Below are 20,874 nucleotides of genomic sequence, written 5' to 3'. Positions count from 1 at the left end.
TCGCGGACCCGCTGAGCGCATCCCCCTTCACCCCGTCGACACACGAACATAGTTGAGAGGGGGTCAATTCAGAAGGGGCAGGTTCCGCACGGAGCGCCCCCCGATCGGAGTACGGGTCGCATACGCCCCGATTGCACCCCGGGACACCACCCCCATCACCCCCACTGACCTGCGAACCTGCTCGCCGCGACGGCAATTCCGGCGCCCGCGCGCGCCCTCCGCCGCCGGTCACACAATTTGTCGAGGCTGTGGACAAACTCCAGCGCCGGGTGCGTCATGGGATGGTGAAGGAACGCGCGCGCATTCTCGTTGTCGGTGGCGGCTACGTCGGGATGTACACAGCCCTGCGCCTTCAGAAGAAGTTGAAACGTGAAATCAAGCGCGGGCAGGTCGAGATCACCGTCGTCAGCCCCGACCCTTACATGACGTATCAGCCGTTTCTCCCCGAGGCCGCCGCCGGTTCGATCTCCCCCCGCCATGTCGTCGTCCCACTGCGCCGCGTCCTCGACCGCTGCCGGGTCGTCATCGGCGAGGCCACCGCCATCGACCACGGCAAGCGCACCGCGACCCTCAGCACCCTCGCCACCGAGGAAGAGGGCACCGGCACCGAGGAGTTGGCGTACGACGAACTCGTCCTGGCCCCCGGCTCGATCGCGCGCACCCTCCCGATCCCCGGTCTCGCCGAGCACGGCGTCGGCTTCAAGACCGTCGAGGAAGCCATCGGCCTGCGCAACCACGTCATCGAGCAGATGGACATCGCCTCCTCCACCCGCGACCCCGCGATCCGCGACGCGGCGCTGACCTTCGTCTTCGTAGGAGGCGGTTACGCCGGTGTCGAGGCGCTCGGCGAGCTGGAGGACATGGCCCGCTACGCCGTGCGCTACTACCACAACGTCGACGCGGACGACCTGAAGTGGATCCTCGTAGAGGCCACGAACCGCATCCTCCCGGAGGTCGGCGAGGAGATGGGCACCTACACCGTCACCCAGCTGCGCCGCCGCAACATCCAGGTCCTTCTGGAGACCCGCCTCGAATCCTGCGCCGACCGCGTCGCCGTCCTCAGCGACGGCCAGCGCTTCCCGACCCGCACGCTCGTGTGGACGGCCGGCGTGAAGCCCCACCCCGTCCTCGCCGCCACCGACCTCCCGCTCAACGCGCACGGCCGCCTCAAATGCACCCCGGAGCTGACGATCGACGGCGCCACGCACGCGTGGGCAGCGGGAGACGCGGCAGCCGTCCCCGACGTCACGGCCGGCGAACCCGGCACTCTGACCGCCCCCAACGCCCAACACGCCGTACGCCAGGCCAAGATCCTCGGCGACAACATCGCGCACTCCCTGCGCGGCGAGCCCCTCCAGACGTACGCCCACAAGTACGTCGGCTCGGTCGCCTCCCTGGGACTGCACAAAGGCGTCGCGCAGGTCTACGGACGGAAGCTGAAGGGCTACCCTGCCTGGTTCATGCACCGCGTCTACCACCTCAGCAGGGTGCCCACCTTCAACCGCAAGGCCCGTGTGCTCGCCGAATGGACGCTGGCGGGGCTCTTCAAGAGGGAGATCGTTTCTCTCGGTTCACTCGAACATCCACGGGCGGAGTTCGAACTCGCGGCCGGTGGAAAGCCTCCACACGACCCGAAGGGGTCGAACTGACCGGACCGAGGAACTCCACCGGCGGCCCCGGCGTCTGACGAATATCGACCGGGTCCGCCACACTGCCAGACTGGTCCACGGACCGGACTTGTCCACGACGTCGGGCGGGCCCGTGCCCTCCCGTCCCACCCAAGAGGCTCTCCCCACTGTGCTGCACCCCGGGGGCCGCGACCGATATGCGGCTCCCGCCGCGCGGCCCCGGCCCCCCGGCAGGGTCCGGAACCGGCCGACGACATCTACACGAGGCAAGGATTCGTGAACTTCACGCGTTGGAGCGCCCGGCTCCCCGGAACGCAGCGCCGCGCCGCAGCGCGGACCGACCACACGGTCACCCCGGACCGGCGGGGAGAAGGTTCCGTACCCGCGGCCCGCGCGGAGCAGCTCACCGACGAGCCGCCGCCGGTCCCCGCCGTCGAGGACCTCCCCGTCCGCGAGGTCCTCGACCGCGTCCCGGCCCTCGTCGCCCTCGTGCACGGCCCCGACCAGCGCATCGCGTACGTCAACGACGCCTACGCCGCCGCCTTCGGCACCCGCCTACTGGGCGCACCGGCCCGCGAGGCCCTCCCAGAGCTCGACGAACTCGGCCTGCTCCCGCTCCTCGACCAGGTCCTGCGCAGCGGCAAGCCCCGCACCCTCAAGTCCCGCAAGGCCCCCAGCGGCCGCTCGTACACGTTCACCTGCACCCCGGTGGCCGAGAGCGCAGACAGCGCCGAGGGCGGCGTCCTGATCTTCGCCACCGACGTCACCGACCACGCCGAGGCCGCCGAACGCCTCCGCGCCAGCGAACGCCGCCAACGCGAAACAGCAGTGACGCTCCAGCGCTCCCTGCTCCCCCAGGAACTCGAAGAACCCGACGACCTCCGCATCGCCGCCACCTACCAGCCCGGCGGCACCGAGGCAGCGGTCGGCGGCGACTGGTACGACGTGATCACCCTCGGCGGCGGCCGCACCGCCCTGGTCATCGGCGACGTCATGGGCCGAGGCGTCCGAGCGGCGGCCGTCATGGGCCAACTCCGCACGGCGGTAAGGGCGTACGCCCGCCTCGACCTGCCCCCGCACGAGGTACTCCAGCTCCTGGACGGTCTCGCCACGGAGATCGACGCCAACCAGATCGCCACCTGCGTGTACGCCATCTTCGACCCGAACGAGGGCCGCCTGGTCTACGCCTCGGCAGGCCACCTCCCGATCCTCGTCCGCGACGAGACGGGCGCGGTCCAACGCGCCGACGAACCCACCGGCCCCCCGCTCGGCACCGGCGGCTGGATCCACTCCTCGGGCTCGATCCCCCTCAGCCCCGGCTCTACGGCGGTCCTCTACACGGACGGCCTGGTGGAACGCCGGGACGAGGACCTCGACGAGGGAATCGCCTCCCTGGAGCGCGCCCTGGCCGGCGCCACCGGCACCCCCCAAGTGGTCTGCGACCGCCTGGTCCGCTCCCTCGGCGTCACCGCGGACCACGATGACGACGTCGCCGTCCTGGTCCTCCAGCACCCGGCCCGCACCGGCCCGGCCGGCGACCTCTTCCGCAACGCGGCCCTAGAGCTGCTCGGCGGAGTGGAAGCGGCCCCACGCGCGCGTGCGTTCGCCTCAGGCGTCCTCACCAGCTGGCGCTTCCCGACCGAACTCCACGACCTCGGCGTCCTGGCCGCAAGCGAGCTGGTCGCCAACAGCCTCCAGCACGGCACTCCACCCATGCGCCTACGCCTGCGCCGCACCGACCGCCGCCTCATCGTCGAGGTCACGGACGGCGACGACCACCTCCCCCGCCGCCGTCGAGCGGAACCGGCCGACGAGTCGGGCAGAGGCATCGCGATCGTGGCGACCATCGCCTCGAACTGGGGCTCCCGCCGCACCCCGGGCGGCGGCAAGGCCGTCTGGTGCGAGTTCGTACTCCCCAAGACGGCCCCGGCGTGACCTACGCCTCGACTCCTACCGGCTCGACACTCCCGCGAGCGACGACCAGACTCCCCTTCGCCCGCCAAGGCTGATCCTGCACGGCGGTCAACTGCCGCCCCAGCTTCACCGCGAGCAGACTGATCCCCAACGAGAACAAGAAGAACGTCACGACATACGCCCCCGGCAGCGAAGCCCCGAGCGGCCCGCCCACCGCGGGCCCAACAGCCAACGCGAGCTGCTTGACGAGGGCGAAGGCCGAGTTGTACTGCCCGGCCATCCCCTCCGGCGCCAGATCGGCGACAAGGGGAGCGACGGTCGGCGACAACATCGCCTCCCCCAGCCCGAACAGCGCATACGTCGACACAAAGGCAGCGGTAGCCATCTCCTGACTCCCATGCCCGAGCCCCGCGAACCCGGCCGTGACCCACGCCAGCGCCCAGATCATCCCCACGGCCGCGATCACCCGCGAGCGCCGACGCCGCTCGACGAACTTCAGCACCGCGAACTGCGCGACGACGATCATCGCGGTGTTGGCGGCCAGCGCCGTACCGAGCGCGGACGTCGAGATACCGGCGGCCTCAACCCCATACGCACTCAGCCCCGACTCGAACTGCCCGTAGCAGGCGAAGAACAGCACGAAGCCGAGCACGCTCAGCTGCACCATGGCCCGGTTGCCGAGCAACTGCTTCCAGGCACCCTTGGCGGACGACTGCGCGGGAGCGTCCCCGATGGCCGGCGAATGCGGCATCCGCACGGTCGCCATCACCCCGGCGAGCACCAGGAACATCGCCGACTCGATCCCGAAGAGCAGCGTGAACGAGGACGCGCTGGTCGTGTCGACCAGATGACCGCCGATGAGCCCGCCGACACCGAGCCCGAGGTTCTGCAGAAAGAACTGCATGGCAAAGGCACGCGAGCGCGTGTCCGCCGTAGAACAGTCCACGATCATCGTGGCGAGCGCCGGCTGCATCACGGCCTGCCCGGCCCCGAGCGCGGCAGCCGACAGCAACACAGCGGTCGCACTCCCCGCCAGCCCCAGACTCATGGACCCTACGGCGGCCAGAACCAGGGCGACGATGAGAACCGGTCGGGGACCGCGCCGGACGATGGCCCGCCCGGCGAACGGCAGCACGATCAACGCGGCCACGGCGAAGACGGCGAGTACGAGACCCGCCGTCATGGCCCCCAGTCCCCGCACCTGCGCCACATAGACGTACAGGTAGGGGACCGTGAAGCCGAGCCCGAACGCGCTGAGTGCGTTTCCCACATGGATCCGGCGCATCGCTGCGCCCATCGCCCTGGTCACGGTCACCTCAATCAGGTAGTTGGTCGCCATCGGTACTTCTTAGTGCCGAAGACTTCGAAGCTAAACAGTACATCTAGAAGGACTTCAACGCCAAGCGACCCCGTGCGATACTGCCGTCCATGGGCGAACCGACACTCGACGAGCAGATCGCCGCCTACCAGCGCGAGTTCAAGGACCTCGACCCCCAGGTCGAGAAGATCGTCTCGGCCCTGGGCCGCCTGAACCGCCGCATGAACGTCGCGTACGGCCGCCAGACCGCGAACCTCGGCATCAGCAGCGCCGACTGGGAGGTCCTCAAGGCCCTCGTCCTCGCCGGCGCCCCTTACCGGATGGGCCCGAGCGACCTCGCCAAGCGCCTCGGCCTGACGCCGGCCGCGATGACCCACCGGATCGATCGCATGGTCGCGGAGGGCCTGGTGACCAGAGCGCGGGACGAGTCGAACCGCGTCCGCGTGATCGTGGAGCTGACGCCCGAGGGTCGCGGCAAGTGGCTGGAGGCGATGCGCATGGCGGCGGTCTTCGAGGAGGACCTCCTCCAGGACCTCTCCCCGGTGGAGCGCACGGTCCTCGGAGAGGTCCTGACCCGCCTGCTGCGTAGGGTGGAGCACGCCCAGCCGGATGCCGGCGGTCGGCTCAGCGACCTCGAATAAAAGATCTTGACAGAGGGTGCTTGACATCCCCCTGCTCGATCCGTAAAGTTCTTCGGGTTGCCGCCGAGCCGTAACGGTTCTCCGGCAGCACCTCCGCCGCGACAGCGGCAAACCAAACCAACCGCACGATCTCCCAACGGGATTGATTTCGGCGTGCCCGAATTCAATTCGATTTGGGCTCGGCTGTTGTTCGATCAGGTCACTGGGCCTCGATTGGAACTCCGCCGGGGGAATCGGCTAAGGTTTGAGACGTCGGAACGGCCCAACGGCCGGGATGGCAGCCCACTCTGACTGGGAGTCAGGCCCGAAAGGATCTGATAGAGTCGGAACCGCCGGAAAGGGAAACGCGGAAGCGGAAACCTGGAAAGCACCGAGGAAATCGGAACCGGAAACGGTCTGATAGAGTCGGAAACGCAAGACCGAAGGGAAAAGCCCGGAGGAAAGCCCGAGAGGGTGAGTACAAAGGAAGCGTCCGTTCCTTGAGAACTCAACAGCGTGCCAAAAATCAACGCCAGATATGTTGATACCCCGTCTCCAGTCATCATCTGATGGTTGGGACGAGGTTCCTTTGAAGAAAACATACAGCGAGGACGCTGTGAACGGTCGGGCTTATTCCGCCTGACTGTTCCGCTCTCGTGTGTGTGGTCCCGATTACGGGAAAACATTCACGGAGAGTTTGATCCTGGCTCAGGACGAACGCTGGCGGCGTGCTTAACACATGCAAGTCGAACGATGAACCATTTCGGTGGGGATTAGTGGCGAACGGGTGAGTAACACGTGGGCAATCTGCCCTGCACTCTGGGACAAGCCCTGGAAACGGGGTCTAATACCGGATAATACTCCTGCACTCATGTGTGGGGGTTGAAAGCTCCGGCGGTGCAGGATGAGCCCGCGGCCTATCAGCTTGTTGGTGAGGTAATGGCTCACCAAGGCGACGACGGGTAGCCGGCCTGAGAGGGCGACCGGCCACACTGGGACTGAGACACGGCCCAGACTCCTACGGGAGGCAGCAGTGGGGAATATTGCACAATGGGCGAAAGCCTGATGCAGCGACGCCGCGTGAGGGATGACGGCCTTCGGGTTGTAAACCTCTTTCAGCAGGGAAGAAGCGAAAGTGACGGTACCTGCAGAAGAAGCGCCGGCTAACTACGTGCCAGCAGCCGCGGTAATACGTAGGGCGCAAGCGTTGTCCGGAATTATTGGGCGTAAAGAGCTCGTAGGCGGCTTGTCACGTCGGGTGTGAAAGCCCGGGGCTTAACCCCGGGTCTGCATTCGATACGGGCTAGCTAGAGTGTGGTAGGGGAGATCGGAATTCCTGGTGTAGCGGTGAAATGCGCAGATATCAGGAGGAACACCGGTGGCGAAGGCGGATCTCTGGGCCATTACTGACGCTGAGGAGCGAAAGCGTGGGGAGCGAACAGGATTAGATACCCTGGTAGTCCACGCCGTAAACGGTGGGAACTAGGTGTTGGCGACATTCCACGTCGTCGGTGCCGCAGCTAACGCATTAAGTTCCCCGCCTGGGGAGTACGGCCGCAAGGCTAAAACTCAAAGGAATTGACGGGGGCCCGCACAAGCAGCGGAGCATGTGGCTTAATTCGACGCAACGCGAAGAACCTTACCAAGGCTTGACATACACCGGAAAGCATTAGAGATAGTGCCCCCCTTGTGGTCGGTGTACAGGTGGTGCATGGCTGTCGTCAGCTCGTGTCGTGAGATGTTGGGTTAAGTCCCGCAACGAGCGCAACCCTTGTCCTGTGTTGCCAGCGTGCCCTTCGGGGTGACGGGGACTCACAGGAGACCGCCGGGGTCAACTCGGAGGAAGGTGGGGACGACGTCAAGTCATCATGCCCCTTATGTCTTGGGCTGCACACGTGCTACAATGGCCGGTACAATGAGCTGCGATACCGTGAGGTGGAGCGAATCTCAAAAAGCCGGTCTCAGTTCGGATTGGGGTCTGCAACTCGACCCCATGAAGTCGGAGTTGCTAGTAATCGCAGATCAGCATTGCTGCGGTGAATACGTTCCCGGGCCTTGTACACACCGCCCGTCACGTCACGAAAGTCGGTAACACCCGAAGCCGGTGGCCCAACCCCCTTGTGGGGAGGGAGCTGTCGAAGGTGGGACTGGCGATTGGGACGAAGTCGTAACAAGGTAGCCGTACCGGAAGGTGCGGCTGGATCACCTCCTTTCTAAGGAGCATCTAGGCCGCTGAGCTTGCTCAGTGGTCCAGGGCCATTACGTCGGCACACGTTCGACGGTGGTTGCTCAAGGGTGGAACGTTGATTATTCGGCACTGTCCGTCATCTCGGGCTGCAAGTACTGCTCCTTCGGAGCGTGGAAAGCTGACCTCGAGTGACGACGGTGCCGGGCACGCTGTTGGGTGTCTGAGGGCACGGCTGTAACAAGCTGCCTTCAGTGCCGACCCCGGTAAAACATCGCGTGAGTGGTGTGTGACGGGTGGTTGGTCGTTGTTTGAGAACTGCACAGTGGACGCGAGCATCTGTGGCCAAGTTTTTAAGGGCGCACGGTGGATGCCTTGGCACCAGGAACCGATGAAGGACGTGGGAGGCCACGATAGTCCCCGGGGAGTCGTCAACCAGGCTTTGATCCGGGGGTTTCCGAATGGGGAAACCCGGCAGTCGTCATGGGCTGTCACCCATACCTGAACACATAGGGTATGTGGAGGGAACGCGGGGAAGTGAAACATCTCAGTACCCGCAGGAAGAGAAAACAACCGTGATTCCGGGAGTAGTGGCGAGCGAAACCGGATGAGGCCAAACCGTATGCGTGTGAGACCCGGCAGGGGTTGCGTATACGGGGTTGTGGGATCTCTCTTCTGTCGTCTGCCGGCGACAGGACGAGTCAGAAACCGTTGATGTAGGCGAAGGACATGCGAAAGGTCCGGCGTAGAGGGTAAGACCCCCGTAGTCGAAACATCAACGGCTCGTTTGAGAGACACCCAAGTAGCACGGGGCCCGAGAAATCCCGTGTGAATCTGGCGGGACCACCCGCTAAGCCTAAATATTCCCTGGTGACCGATAGCGGATAGTACCGTGAGGGAATGGTGAAAAGTACCGCGGGAGCGGAGTGAAATAGTACCTGAAACCGTGTGCCTACAAGCCGTGGGAGCGTCGCGCATTGAGTTTACTCAATGCGTCGTGACTGCGTGCCTTTTGAAGAATGAGCCTGCGAGTTTGCGGTGTGTTGCGAGGTTAACCCGTGTGGGGAAGCCGTAGCGAAAGCGAGTCCGAATAGGGCGATTCAGTAGCGCGCTCAAGACCCGAAGCGGAGTGATCTAGCCATGGGCAGGTTGAAGCGGAGGTAAGACTTCGTGGAGGACCGAACCCACCAGGGTTGAAAACCTGGGGGATGACCTGTGGTTAGGGGTGAAAGGCCAATCAAACTCCGTGATAGCTGGTTCTCCCCGAAATGCATTTAGGTGCAGCGTCGTGTGTTTCTTGCCGGAGGTAGAGCACTGGATAGGCGATGGGCCCTACCGGGTTACTGACCTTAGCCAAACTCCGAATGCCGGTAAGTGAGAGCACGGCAGTGAGACTGTGGGGGATAAGCTCCATGGTCGAGAGGGAAACAGCCCAGAGCATCGACTAAGGCCCCTAAGCGTACGCTAAGTGGGAAAGGATGTGGAGTCGCAGAGACAACCAGGAGGTTGGCTTAGAAGCAGCCACCCTTGAAAGAGTGCGTAATAGCTCACTGGTCTAGTGATTCCGCGCCGACAATGTAGCGGGGCTCAAGCGTACCGCCGAAGTCGTGTCATTTCAGCAATAGGGCCAACGCCCGCTGGGATGGGTAGGGGAGCGTCGTGTGCCGGGTGAAGCCGCAGCGGAAGCTAGTGGTGGACGGTTCACGAGTGAGAATGCAGGCATGAGTAGCGATACACACGTGAGAAACGTGTGCGCCGATTGACTAAGGGTTCCTGGGTCAAGCTGATCTGCCCAGGGTAAGTCGGGACCTAAGGCGAGGCCGACAGGCGTAGTCGATGGATAACCGGTTGATATTCCGGTACCCGCTGTGAAGCGTCAAACATTGAACCAGGCGATGCTAAGTCCGTGAAGCCGTTCCGGACCCTTCGGGGAATGGAAAGTGGTGGAGCCGACGGACCAGACCTGCAGTAGGTGAGTGATGGGGTGACGCAGGAAGGTAGTCCATCCCGGGCGGTGGTTGTCCCGGGGTAAGGGTGTAGGACGAGTGGTAGGCAAATCCGCCACTCACATAGTCTGAGACCTGATGCCGAGCCGATTGTGGTGAAGTGGATGATCCTATGCTGTCGAGAAAAGCCTCTAGCGAGTTTCATGGCGGCCCGTACCCTAAACCGACTCAGGTGGTCAGGTAGAGAATACCGAGGCGTTCGGGTGAACTATGGTTAAGGAACTCGGCAAAATGCCCCCGTAACTTCGGGAGAAGGGGGGCCATCACCGGTGATCGGATTTACTCCGTGAGCTGGGGGTGGCCGCAGAGACCAGCGAGAAGCGACTGTTTACTAAAAACACAGGTCCGTGCGAAGCCGTAAGGCGATGTATACGGACTGACGCCTGCCCGGTGCTGGAACGTTAAGGGGACCGGTTAGTGCACTTTCGGGTGTGCGAAGCTGAGAACTTAAGCGCCAGTAAACGGCGGTGGTAACTATAACCATCCTAAGGTAGCGAAATTCCTTGTCGGGTAAGTTCCGACCTGCACGAATGGCGTAACGACTTCTCGACTGTCTCAACCATAGGCCCGGTGAAATTGCACTACGAGTAAAGATGCTCGTTTCGCGCAGCAGGACGGAAAGACCCCGGGACCTTTACTACAGTTTGATATTGGTGTTCGGTTCGGCTTGTGTAGGATAGCTGGGAGACTGTGAAGCTTGGACGCCAGTTCAGGTGGAGTCGTCGTTGAAATACCAGTCTGGTCGTGCTGGATGTCTAACCTGGGTCCGTGATCCGGATCAGGGACAGTGTCTGATGGGTAGTTTAACTGGGGCGGTTGCCTCCTAAAGAGTAACGGAGGCGCCCAAAGGTTCCCTCAGCCTGGTTGGCAATCAGGTGTTGAGTGTAAGTGCACAAGGGAGCTTGACTGTGAGACCGACGGGTCGAGCAGGGACGAAAGTCGGGACTAGTGATCCGGCGGTGGCTTGTGGAAGCGCCGTCGCTCAACGGATAAAAGGTACCCCGGGGATAACAGGCTGATCTTCCCCAAGAGTCCATATCGACGGGATGGTTTGGCACCTCGATGTCGGCTCGTCGCATCCTGGGGCTGGAGTCGGTCCCAAGGGTTGGGCTGTTCGCCCATTAAAGCGGTACGCGAGCTGGGTTTAGAACGTCGTGAGACAGTTCGGTCCCTATCCGCTGCGCGCGCAGGAACATTGAGAAGGGCTGTCCCTAGTACGAGAGGACCGGGACGGACGAACCTCTGGTGTGCCAGTTGTTCTGCCAAGGGCATGGCTGGTTGGCTACGTTCGGGAGGGATAACCGCTGAAAGCATCTAAGCGGGAAGCCTGCTTCGAGATGAGTGTTCCCACCCCCTTGAGGGGTTAAGGCTCCCAGTAGACGACTGGGTTGATAGGCCGGATCTGGAAGGCGGGTAACCGCTGGAGGTGACCGGTACTAATAGGCCGAGGGCTTGTCCTCAGTTGCTCGCGTCCACTGTGTTGGTTCTGAAACCACGAACAACCCCATGCCCGGGGCCACCGGGTGTGGTGCGGTTGTCTGTTTCATAGTGTTTCGGTGGTCATAGCGTGAGGGAAACGCCCGGTTACATTCCGAACCCGGAAGCTAAGCCTTACAGCGCCGATGGTACTGCAGGGGGGACCCTGTGGGAGAGTAGGACGCCGCCGAACAAATATTGCGAAAACCCCCGTACCGTTAATCCGGTACGGGGGTTTTCTGCGTTTAGGCTACCGTTGCTGCCATGAACTACAAGATCCGTTCGATACGCGCCGACGAGTGGGCCGCGGCGAGGGAGCTGCGGCTCGTTGCCCTGCAGGACCCTGTCGCGCACCTTGCCTTCTTTGAGACCTATGACGAAGCGCTGGCCAGGCCGGACTCCTTCTACCAGGAGCGGGCCGTAGGGGCTGCTGAAGGTGCTGAGAAGGCTCAGCAGGTCATTGCCGAGGGGCCGGAGGGGGAGTGGGTCGGTACGGCGACCGTGCTGCTTGAGGAGGCCGGGGCGGTCGACTGGGCCGGCTTCGACGTCGAGCGGAAGCAGGGGCACATCGTCGGGGTGTTCGTGCGGCCGGAAGCGAGGGGTATCGGGCTGACCGAGGTGCTCTTCGACGCGGCTCTGGAGTGGGCCTGGGGACGTGGGGTCGAGCGGGTGCGGCTCATCGTGCATGAGGACAACGAGCGGGCTCGGCGGTTCTACGGCAAGGTCGGGTTCGTCCCTACGGGCGTCGTCGTGCCGTTGGCCGGTAACCCGGACGAGCGTGAGGTGGAGATGGCGGTCGAGCGGCCGTAGCCGTTGATGCCGTAAGTCCCTTTGCTAGACCGGTAGTTCGTGGTGGGGCCAGCGGGCCCTGGCCTGTTCTCTGGAGCGGAGGAGGGCCAGGGTCGGCAGGCCTCGGTCCGCGCCTGTGGCGAGGAGCTCCGGGAGTTGGGGGAGCGGGGCCACGGCCGCGATGTCGTCCAGGACAAGGGTCATTGGTGGGTCGAGGCGACCGGCCGATGACCGTTCGGCCATGTGCCGGCCGCGCTCGACCACGCTTGATGCGAGGGCGGTGAGGAGAGGCATCGCGCCCGGGGTCGTACGGGGGTCCTCGATGGATTCACCGACCAGATAAAGCGTGCCCCCTTCGTTCGCGAAGGAATCCAAGGAGAGCGCGTCAGTTCTGTTGGGTGTGCACGCCTCGCGGATGTTGACCGTGAAGAGGGCGGACAGGGCGCGGCTCGTCAACTCCTGGGCGATGTCCCGGCGTTCGGGGTGGGACGTGAGAGCCGCCTCCAGTTCGCCGGCCGCGCCGGGGGCCGCCTTGGGGTTCGTGCGGAGGGTTCGTACCGCGTCCTGGATCTGGGTGCCCTGGGACCAGCGGTGGACGTGGCGGATGGTGCGGCCGTCGATGGCGGCGGCGTGCAGGTAGCTGCGGAGGAGTATTTCGGCTGTGTCCGCTACCGCCTGGTCGATCTTCGCTGTGGGTCTTACCGGGGTGAGGAGGGCGGCGGCTCGTTTTACCGCCGTTGATTTGTCCTCGCAGCCCGTTGTGGGGGACCAGTGGAGGCGGGCCGGGGTGTCGCAGAGGTGGGTGGGGTCGTAGAGGAGGACTGGGCCCAGTTTGGCTCTGGCGTCCTTGGTGTCCTGCCAGACGGCGGGGTTTGACGTGACTACCAGGGCTGGGCCTTCCGCGTCCCGTACGGCCTGGGTGGCTGTGGTCTGGCGGGTTTCCGCCGTCGCCAGAAAGACTTTTTCCCACCCACCCACCCGTTCGCCGTTGGACAGAGAGGTCCCGAAGTGCGGTGCAGGGGGCGCCTGTTCAAGGACGACCGTCGGCTGCGGCTGCGGCTGCGGCTGTTGTTGTGGTTCCGGGCGTTGTATCGGTACCTCTTGGGGCTCCGGTGGGGGCGGGACCACCAGGGCCTTCGCCCGTGTTCTCGCCCGTACCGCCCGCCATCTCGCCAGCGTGCCCATCACGAACACCGTCAGGACGACCAGGATCATCAACTCGCCGATGAACAGGCCCCAGAAGAGGCCGTAGCCGGAGAACTCGGCGGCTGGGGACTGGGGCCAGGCGCCGGTGATGTCGTGGGGCTGGGCGATCAGGTGGCGCATGGCCATCGGGGTGCGGGCGAAGGTCACGCCGGTCGGCCAGCCGCCCTTGGAGAACAGGGCGGCCAGGCCGGTGGCCGACCACACCAGCAGCGTCATGCCGATGAGGAACGCGAGCAGGCCCACCAACAGGCCGTCGGGGATGCCCCCTTGGCGCTCGCGTCCACCGTCGTCCGGTCTCATGTCATGCCACCGCCGTTCACGCCACCGTGGACTCGGAGGAGCCGTCGAGATCGCTCAACTGTTGTTCCATGAAGGCCGCCGCGCGTTCCTCGGCCTCCAACTCGGCGGCGCGCAGGGCGTCGTCCGTCACTTCCTGGTCGTGTTCGCGCGAGGACTGGGTCATCGCGCGGTCGGTGAAGACGAGGGGGCGTTCCGTCTCGGTGATCAGGTGTTTGACCACCTGGACGTTGCCGTTGACGTCCCAGACCGCGATGCCGGGGGTGAGGGTGGGGATGATCTCCACCGCCCAGCGTGGCAGGCCCAACACCCGCCCCGTGGCGCGTGCTTCGTCCGCTTTTTGGGCGTAGATCGTTCGCGTCGACGCCATTTTCAGGATCGCCGCGGCTTCCTTGGCCGCGGCTCCGTCGACTACGTCCGACAGGTGGTGGACCACCGCCACGAACGACAGGCCCAGGCGGCGGCCGAACTTCAGCAGGCGCTGGAAGAGTTGGGCCACGAAGGGGCTGTTGATGATGTGCCAGGCCTCCTCGACCAGGAAGATGCGCTTCTTCCGGTCGGGGCGGATCCAGGTGTGTTCCAGCCAGACGCCGACGATCGCCATCAGGATGGGCATGGCGATGGAGTTGCGGTCGATGTGGGACAGGTCGAAGACGATGAGGGGGGCGTCGAGGTCGATGCCCACCGTCGTCGGGCCGTCGAACATGCCGCGGAGGTCGCCGTCGACCAGGCGGTCGATGACGAGGGCGACGTCCAGGCCCCAGGCCCGCACGTCGTCTATGGCGACGTTCATCGCCTCGGCCGACTCCGGTTCTGGGTGCCGTAGTTGCTCGACGATGTCCATGAGGACCGGCTGGCGTTCGACGATCGTCTCGTTGACGTAGGCGTGCGCCACCTTCAGCGCGAAGCCGGAGCGTTCGTCGAGGCCGTGGCCCATCGCCACCTCGATGATCGTTCGGAGCAGGGCGAGTTGGCCCGTCGTCGTGATCGCCGGGTCGAGCGGGTTGAGGCGGATTCCCATGTCCAGGGCGGCGGTTGGGTCCAGGCGGATGGGGGTTATGCCCAACTCCTCCGCGATCAGGTTCCATTCGCCGACGCCGTCCTCGCCCTGGGCGTCCAGGACGACCACCTGGCGGTCGCGGAAGCGCAGTTGGCGTAGGACGTACGTCTTCTCCAGGGCCGACTTGCCGTTGCCGGACTCGCCGAGCACCAGCCAGTGGGGAGCCGGGAGTTGCTGGCCGTAGAGCTGGAAGGGGTCGTAGATGTAGCCCTTGCCGGAGTAGACCTCGCGGCCGATGATGACGCCCGAGTCGCCGAGGCCGGGGGCGGCCGTGGGCAGGTAGACCGCCTGGGCCTGGCCCGTTGACGTGCGGACGGGGAGGCGGGTGGACTCGATCTTTCCGAAGAGGAAGGACGTGAAGGCGTCGGTGAGGACGGACAGCGGATCCCGCATCTGAGCCCTACCTCCGGATGCCGGTGGCGAACGGCAATGTGTTCACAAACGCGCGGTGGTGCTCGCGGTCGCACCACTCCAGCTTCAGATACGACTTGCCGGCGGACGCCCTTATCGTGCGCTTGTCGCGCGCGAGGGCTTCGGGATTGCGGGAGGAGACGGTGATGTAGCCGACCAGGTTCACGCCGGCCGCGCCGCTCGCCAGGTCCTCGCCGCGCTGGTCCATGCGGCCGTGGGCGGCTACGTCGCGGGGGTCGACGGTGCGGTTCATCTTGGCGGCGCGGGAGGCGTCGGCCTCGTCGTTCGTCTTCTCGGTCAGCATGCGCTCGATGGCGACCTCGGTGGGTTCGAGGTCCATGGTGACGGCGACCGTGCGGATGACGTCCGGGGTGTGGACGAGGAGCGGGGCAAGGAAGTTGACGCCCACGGGGGTCATCGGCCACTCCTTCACCCAGGCCGTGGCGTGGCACCACGGCTCGCGGGTCGACGACTCACGGGTCTTCGCCTGAAGGAACGTCGGTTCCATGGCGTCGAGTTCGGCCGGCCAGGCGTTGCGCTTCGTCATCGCCTGGAGGTGGTCGATGGAGTGGTCCGGGTCGTACATGGAGTGGATGAGGGAGGCGAGACGGCCTTGGCCCAGGGGCTGTCGTACGCGGATGTCCGCTTCCTGCAACCGAGAGCAGATGTCGGTGAGTTCACGGGCCATGACGACGGCGAGGCCCGCGTCGCGGTCGAGCTTGCGGCCCGCGTGGGGGCGGGACGCGCGGGCCATCGCGTGGGCCTCGGCGGAGAGTTCGCGGGTGAAGTGCATACAGGCGACGAGGTAGGCGCGGTGCTGCTCGCTGCTGGTGGACACCATCGACTGGAGTTGGTCGTACGACTGCTGGAGCCAGCTCAGTGACTTCTCGTCGCCGCGCTGGGCCACGTCCTTGGCGTGCGCGTCCGGGTCGGCGGGCAGCGTGCGGGCGAGCATCTGGATGCGGGTGACGAAGCCGTCGCCGTTCGCCACGTGCTTGAGGAGCGTGCCGAAGCGGTCGACGAGGGCCTCCTGGTCCTCGCTGTCGCGCAGGCCGACGCCCGGGCCCTCGATCTCGATCGCCGCGGTGACCGTACGGCGGTCGGCGTGCAGCAGTACGGCGATCTCGTCGGGCCCGAAGGGGGCGGCCAGCCAGTTGATGCGGCCGATCCCCGGAGGCGGGCCGATCTCCACCTCGCGTCCGTCGAGGTGGACGCCGGCCTCCATGACGGAGGAGCGGTACGTCGTGCCGTTGCGCAGGGTTCGCTTGTAACTGCGGTTGATCTCGAACCACTTGTAGAACGTACGGCGCTTGTACGGCACGTAGACCGCCATCAGCGCGAGCATCGGGAAGCCCGTCAGCAGCACGATGCGCAGGGACAGGACGGGGACGAGGAGTCCGCTCATCATGCCGAGGAAGGCGCCCAGGATGATGAGCGCGATCTCGCCGGTCTCGCGATTCTTGCCGACGATCGCGTTCGGCCGGGCTCGGCCGATGAGATATGTCCGGCGGGGCGTGATCGGATGGGACAGGTGGGACTCTGTCGTCAACGCCCTTCACCTCCCGTGCGGTTGTTGCGGGCGTTGCTGGCGTGGGGGGTGTTCGTCGGGCTCTGGCGGGGCGGGGGTGCGGCGGAGGGGACTGCTCCGCCGCCGCCGCTCGACGGGCGGCTGCTGTGGGCCGCGACGCCGCCGGAGATCGGGTTGGACGGGCGGGCGCCGCCGCCGGACGAGGACTGGCCGCCTCCGCCTCCGCCGTCGTTCGCGCGGGAGCTGTGGGTCTTGATGCCCTGGGCGACCATGGTGGCCGGGGAGCTGATGACCGCGGCGGCCTTGCCCTCGGCGCCCTGCATGATGCGGTTGCTGCGGCCGCCGGCGATCTCGTCGCCGAAGCCGGGGACGAAGCGGTAGATCATCGCGCTGGCGAAGATGGCGAGCAGGATGATCGCGAGGCCGGAGACGACGGCGGAGAACGAGTCCGGGCCGTCGGCGGTGGACAGCGCGCCGGCCAGGCCCAGCACGATCACGATGACCGGTTTGACCAGGATCACCGCGATCATGATGCCGGCCCAGCGGCGGACGTGGCCCCAGAGGTTCTTGTCGACGAGGCCCGCGTAGACGACGGTGCCGAGGAGGGCGCCGACGTAGAGGAGGGCGGCGCGGATGACGAGCTCCAGCCAGAGGATGCCGGCGGCGAGGATGCTGACCAGGGAGACGACGATCAGCATGATCGGGCCGCCGCCGATGTTGTTTCCCTTGGCGAGGGCGCCGGAGAAGTTGCCGAAGAAGGTGTCCGTCTGGTTGCCGGTGGTTTTGGCGAGGACCTCTGTGATGCCGTCGGTGGCGGAGACGACGGTGTACAGGATCAGGGGGGTGAACGCGGAGGCGATGACTGTGAGCCAGAGGAAGCCGATGGCTTCGGAGATCGCGGTGGTGAGGGGGACGCCTCGGACCGCGCGCTTGGCTACCGCGAGGAGCCACAGGAGGAGGGTGAGGATCGTGGACGCGGCGAAGACGACGGCGTACTGCTGAAGGAACCTGGGGTTCGTGAAGTCGACGTTCGCTGTCTCTTTGACGGCGTCGCTGAGTTTGTCGATGGTCCAGGAGGCGGCTTCGGCGCAGCCCTTTCCCAGGGAGGAGAGGGGGTCGAGGGTGTCGGTGGTGCTGGGGGTGGTGGTGCTCTTCTCGTTGGTGCGTTCGCAGTACTTCTTGGCCTCGCCGACGATGAGCTTGCAGGAGTCGGAGCTCTTGGACGCCGAGGGCGACGGGCTGGGGGTCGCGGCGACGGCATGGGTGGCCAGCAGCACGAGCGAGGTCTGTACGGCGGCCACGGCTCCGGCGAGCCTGAGTACGCGTTGCGGGTTACCGGGCATAAGTGAACCCTCCGTACTCGTCGATGGCCTTGCTGATCTCGTCCGAGGTGGCGGCGGTGTCGTCGCCGGGTACCGGGGCGGGGCCGTCCTTCTGGGAGTCCGTGACGATCTTCCAGTCGCCGTTGGACCACTGGAGGTCGAAGGTCCAGGTCTTCCACGAGGTGGTGACGGGGTCGGTCGAGGTCTGCCCGGACATGCCGATGAGACCCACGTACCAGACCGCGACCTTCGCGGCGTTGTCGCTGTACTGCTGGACCGTCGTGCCCACCGGGATCACGCGGGAGACGAACGTGCTGCCGGTCGGTGCGTTGCCGTTGGCGTCGAGGCCCAGCTTGCTGAGGAAGTCGGCCGAGTAGGCCTGATCCATCGGGCCCGTCAGTTTGCTCGCGGCAGCGGACGTGTAGAGGGAGTTCACGAGCGAGTGCCGGATCTCCTTCTGGAACATGCCGGTCGAGCCCAGCGACACGGAGTAGTTCGCCGCCGCCGACTGCGCGCCTTGTTCGGTATGCGCGAACCCCGACGGAATCCCCCCGGTCTTCGTCTCCACCGGCTTCGTCCCGCTCGCTGCCGTGGACGCTGCGTCCGGCTTCGAACCGCTTGACGTGGTGCTGTCGTTCGAGGACGAAGTGCCGTCTCCGCGGTTCGCGAAGGCGATTGCGGCAATGAGGAGTACGACGACTGCGACGACCGTCACCAGGCTTTTGGAGGAGGACGATCTGGTGCCGCGGCGGGCGCCGCCGTAGATGTCGCCGCCGGTTCCCTGGGGGAGGCGGGTGCGGGTCTGGCCGGTGCCGCCGTAACCGCCGGAGGTCTCGTGTTCGTCTCCGGGACTCATGCCGGGTACGCCCCTTCGCCGTCGTCCAGAAAAACCTGGAAGTACGACGGTAGCCGTGCTGGTTCCCGCGCGGGCGCGGAGTGGTGACTCGACATCAGGGAGACGCAACCTCAGCCGGTGGGCACGACGGGCGGGGGAGTGGAGGGGTGGGGAGACGAGGAGGGGGCTCCGGTCGGACGGCTACACGGCCATGCCGTACACGATCGTGAAGAGGGTGCCGAGGGAGCCGATGATGAAGACGCCGGTCAGGCCGGCGACGATGAGTCCCTTGCCCTGTTCCGCGCTGAAGGTGTCGCGGAGCGCCGTCGCGCCGATGCGCTGTTTGGCCGCACCCCATACGGCGATACCGAGGCAGAGCAGGATGGCGACCGCCATCACGACCTCGATCATCACCTTCGCCTCGTTACCCAGGCTGCCGAAGGGGCCCCAGTCCGGAGCGATCCCCCCGATGATGGTGTTGATGTCTCCCTTGTCGGCCGCGAAGAGCATGTAAGTCACCGCCCCTGGTGGGTAGTTCCGCATCCCCTGCAGGTGCGCAGAGGTCAGGCATCATTGTCGCCGACAAAGGCGCCGTCGGATGTCGACTTGGCGTCATTGATTGGCGGGTTTCGTACGAATACACCGTACGGTCACTCTGTGTATCACGGTAGGTAACGCCGGGCAATGAAGTCGGATCGGAACCTGTCCGTGGTTTGGTCGTTAGCCCCTGTTTACTGGATTGGGTTCGCCTTGATGTTCTCATGATGAACGGGCCGCGGCTGGATGCCGCGGCCCGTTCTCCCGTGCCAGGTGTGGCCCCCACGACCCACTGTGGCACGTCATGTGACGGAGGATCAGCTCAGGGTGGGGGGCAGGTCACCGTCAGTTGGCGAAGGCCGAGATGCCCTCCGGGGTGCCCCAGCCGGTCGGGCCGTCGTAGCCGGTCTCGGCGGTGCAGAAGTACGCCGTCGAGCAGGAGCCGTTGTAGCCGCTGGTCACATCGTTGAGGGACGAGGTGCCCGCGTAGTCGTAGGGGTACTGCGCCGGGTAGGTGCCGCTGGCCGGGGTGCCGGCCAGCGCGTAGACGCCGGCGATGATCGGGGCGGAGACGCTGGTGCCGCCGAAGGTGTACCAGCCGGCGGTGACGCCGTAGGAGTCGTAGACCGAGACGCCGGTGGCCGGGTCGGCGACGGCGGAGACGTCGGACTCCATGCGCTTGGTGCAGCCGGTGTCGGTCTGCCAGGTGGGCTTGGCGTCGTAGGCGGAGCATCCGGAGCCGGTGCCCTCGGTGCTGGAGGTGCGCCAGACGGCCTCGGTCCAGCCGCGGGTGGTGGAGGAGGTGGAGAGCTTGGTGCCGCCGACGGCCGTCACGTACCGGGAGGTCGCCGGGTACTCGGCGCCGTAGGCGCTGTCACCGGAGGAGACGGTGATGGCCACGCCCGCGTGGTTGTAGTACGAGGTGTCGTACGACGTCTGGGAGGAGGACTCCGAGCCGCCGTAGGAGTTCGACACGAACTTGGCGCCCAGGGTTACGGCCTCGTTCTCCGCCGTGCCGAGGTTGACGTAGCTGGCGCTGGTGGCCTCGACGAGGGTGATGTTGCAGAGCGGGCAGATCGCGCTCGCCATGTCGAGGTCGAGGGAGATCTCCTCGGACCAACCGGCGTCGCTGGTGGGGAGGGAGGTCGTGGAGCCGGTCTGACTGACCTTCTTGAAGCAGCCGTTGGCCGTCGTGCAGGCCGAAAGGCCGTAGTACGAACGGTAGGTGGCGAGGTCGGCCTCGGCGTTCGGGTCGTTGTACGCGTCGACGATCGCGATCGTCTCGCCGGAGCCGTTGGAGGCGGCGGCGGAGGTCAGGCCGTAGGCGGACCGGAGGTTGGTCGGGCTGTAGCCGGACGGGGTCGTCGCGTCCGCGGCCTTGGGGGTGATGCCCGTCTTCGCGGCCTGCATCTTCTGGAAGGCGGTGAGGCCGCCGGTGACGCGGTAGGACTTGCAGGTGAGGTCGCCCGTGTGCTTGGGGGTCGCACAGGGGGTCGCGGCGTAGGTCACCGCGGTGGAGGTGGTGGCGCTCGATGCCGCGTCGGCCTGTACGGCGGTGCCGAGGCCGGTGAAGACGAGTGCGGCGGTGGCTACGGCGGCGGACCCTATGCGGCGCCATCTACCGTGCGTGTGGGGGGAGTTGGGGGTCGTGGTACGCAAGGTGCAGCCTCCTGAGTCGGTGGAACAGGGGCGGTGCGGGTGCGTGTCGCCGGTGCGGTTTCCCCGGCGGTGGGGGGCGGCCC

General features: G+C 65.7%; 12 protein-coding genes and 3 rRNA genes. 7 read left to right on the top strand and 8 right to left on the bottom strand.

Annotated features, from left to right (window positions below):
• The first annotated feature begins 281 nt into the window (after positions 1-281).
• Both OG588_RS23650 and OG588_RS23645 read left to right on the top strand, forming a co-directional pair.
• Positions 282-1,649, top strand: a complete 1,368-nt coding sequence (locus tag OG588_RS23650; protein ID WP_405949048.1) for an NAD(P)/FAD-dependent oxidoreductase — start codon at positions 282-284, stop codon at positions 1,647-1,649.
• Between the two features lie 255 nt (positions 1,650-1,904).
• The gene (locus tag OG588_RS23645) at positions 1,905-3,563 is read left to right on the top strand and encodes a SpoIIE family protein phosphatase (protein WP_405949047.1); all 1,659 of its coding nucleotides are present in this window, start codon (positions 1,905-1,907) and stop codon (positions 3,561-3,563) included.
• Position 3,564: 1 nt separating this feature from the next.
• Here OG588_RS23645 and OG588_RS23640 read toward each other — a convergent pair whose 3' ends face one another.
• Entirely contained in the window at positions 3,565-4,881 is a 1,317-nt protein-coding gene (locus OG588_RS23640) for an MFS transporter (protein ID WP_405949046.1), read from the bottom strand.
• Positions 4,882-4,970: 89 nt separating this feature from the next.
• Between OG588_RS23640 and OG588_RS23635 the strand changes: the two genes are divergently transcribed.
• The 5 genes from OG588_RS23635 (at position 4,971) to OG588_RS23615 (ending at position 11,957) form a co-directional block, all read left to right on the top strand.
• Positions 4,971-5,501: a MarR family winged helix-turn-helix transcriptional regulator gene (locus tag OG588_RS23635; protein ID WP_405949045.1), complete on the top strand. Its 531-nt coding sequence runs from the start codon at positions 4,971-4,973 to the stop codon at positions 5,499-5,501.
• 664 nt (positions 5,502-6,165) lie between these two features.
• A 16S ribosomal RNA gene (locus OG588_RS23630) occupies positions 6,166-7,693 on the top strand.
• Positions 7,694-8,008: 315 nt separating this feature from the next.
• Positions 8,009-11,131 (top strand): 23S ribosomal RNA (locus tag OG588_RS23625).
• 92 nt (positions 11,132-11,223) lie between these two features.
• Positions 11,224-11,340 (top strand): 5S ribosomal RNA (rrf, locus tag OG588_RS23620).
• The 16S, 23S and 5S rRNA genes sit together here, the layout of an rRNA operon.
• A gap of 71 nt (positions 11,341-11,411) precedes the next feature.
• Positions 11,412-11,957 (top strand): GNAT family N-acetyltransferase, encoded by a 546-nt coding sequence (locus tag OG588_RS23615; RefSeq protein ID WP_405949044.1) that lies wholly within the window; start codon positions 11,412-11,414, stop codon positions 11,955-11,957.
• A 24-nt stretch (positions 11,958-11,981) separates the two neighbouring features.
• Here the strand turns inward: OG588_RS23615 and OG588_RS23610 are convergent, their stop codons facing one another.
• The 7 genes from OG588_RS23610 to OG588_RS23580 form a co-directional block, all read right to left on the bottom strand.
• Positions 11,982-13,442: a type IV secretory system conjugative DNA transfer family protein gene (locus OG588_RS23610; protein WP_405949043.1), complete on the bottom strand. Its 1,461-nt coding sequence runs from the start codon at positions 13,440-13,442 to the stop codon at positions 11,982-11,984.
• Positions 13,443-13,458: 16 nt separating this feature from the next.
• The gene (locus OG588_RS23605; protein WP_019065414.1) at positions 13,459-14,892 is read right to left on the bottom strand and encodes an ATP-binding protein; all 1,434 of its coding nucleotides are present in this window, start codon (positions 14,890-14,892) and stop codon (positions 13,459-13,461) included.
• A gap of 7 nt (positions 14,893-14,899) precedes the next feature.
• Positions 14,900-16,459: an SCO6880 family protein gene (locus tag OG588_RS23600; RefSeq protein WP_019065415.1), complete on the bottom strand. Its 1,560-nt coding sequence runs from the start codon at positions 16,457-16,459 to the stop codon at positions 14,900-14,902.
• On the bottom strand, positions 16,456-17,781 hold the full coding sequence (locus tag OG588_RS23595) for a hypothetical protein (RefSeq protein ID WP_405949042.1): 1,326 nt from the start codon (positions 17,779-17,781) through the stop codon (positions 16,456-16,458). The genes OG588_RS23600 and OG588_RS23595 overlap by 4 nt, the downstream gene beginning before the upstream one ends.
• Positions 17,771-18,616: a hypothetical protein gene (locus tag OG588_RS23590; protein WP_405949041.1), complete on the bottom strand. Its 846-nt coding sequence runs from the start codon at positions 18,614-18,616 to the stop codon at positions 17,771-17,773. The genes OG588_RS23595 and OG588_RS23590 overlap by 11 nt, the downstream gene beginning before the upstream one ends.
• Positions 18,617-18,796: 180 nt before the next feature.
• Positions 18,797-19,105 carry a hypothetical protein gene (locus OG588_RS23585; protein ID WP_019065418.1) on the bottom strand — a complete coding sequence of 103 codons (309 nt, stop codon included), beginning with the start codon at positions 19,103-19,105 and terminating at the stop codon, positions 18,797-18,799.
• Between the two features lie 372 nt (positions 19,106-19,477).
• Positions 19,478-20,791, bottom strand: a complete 1,314-nt coding sequence (locus OG588_RS23580) for a peptidase S8 (RefSeq protein WP_405949040.1) — start codon at positions 20,789-20,791, stop codon at positions 19,478-19,480.
• Positions 20,792-20,874: the final 83 nt, after the last annotated feature.

The sequence above is a fragment of the Streptomyces prunicolor genome, from assembly GCF_045162825.1.
Taxonomy (GTDB): domain Bacteria; phylum Actinomycetota; class Actinomycetes; order Streptomycetales; family Streptomycetaceae; genus Streptomyces; species Streptomyces prunicolor.
The sequence above is the reverse complement of the archived record's forward strand: the minus strand, read 5'-3'. Positions and strand labels throughout refer to the sequence as shown.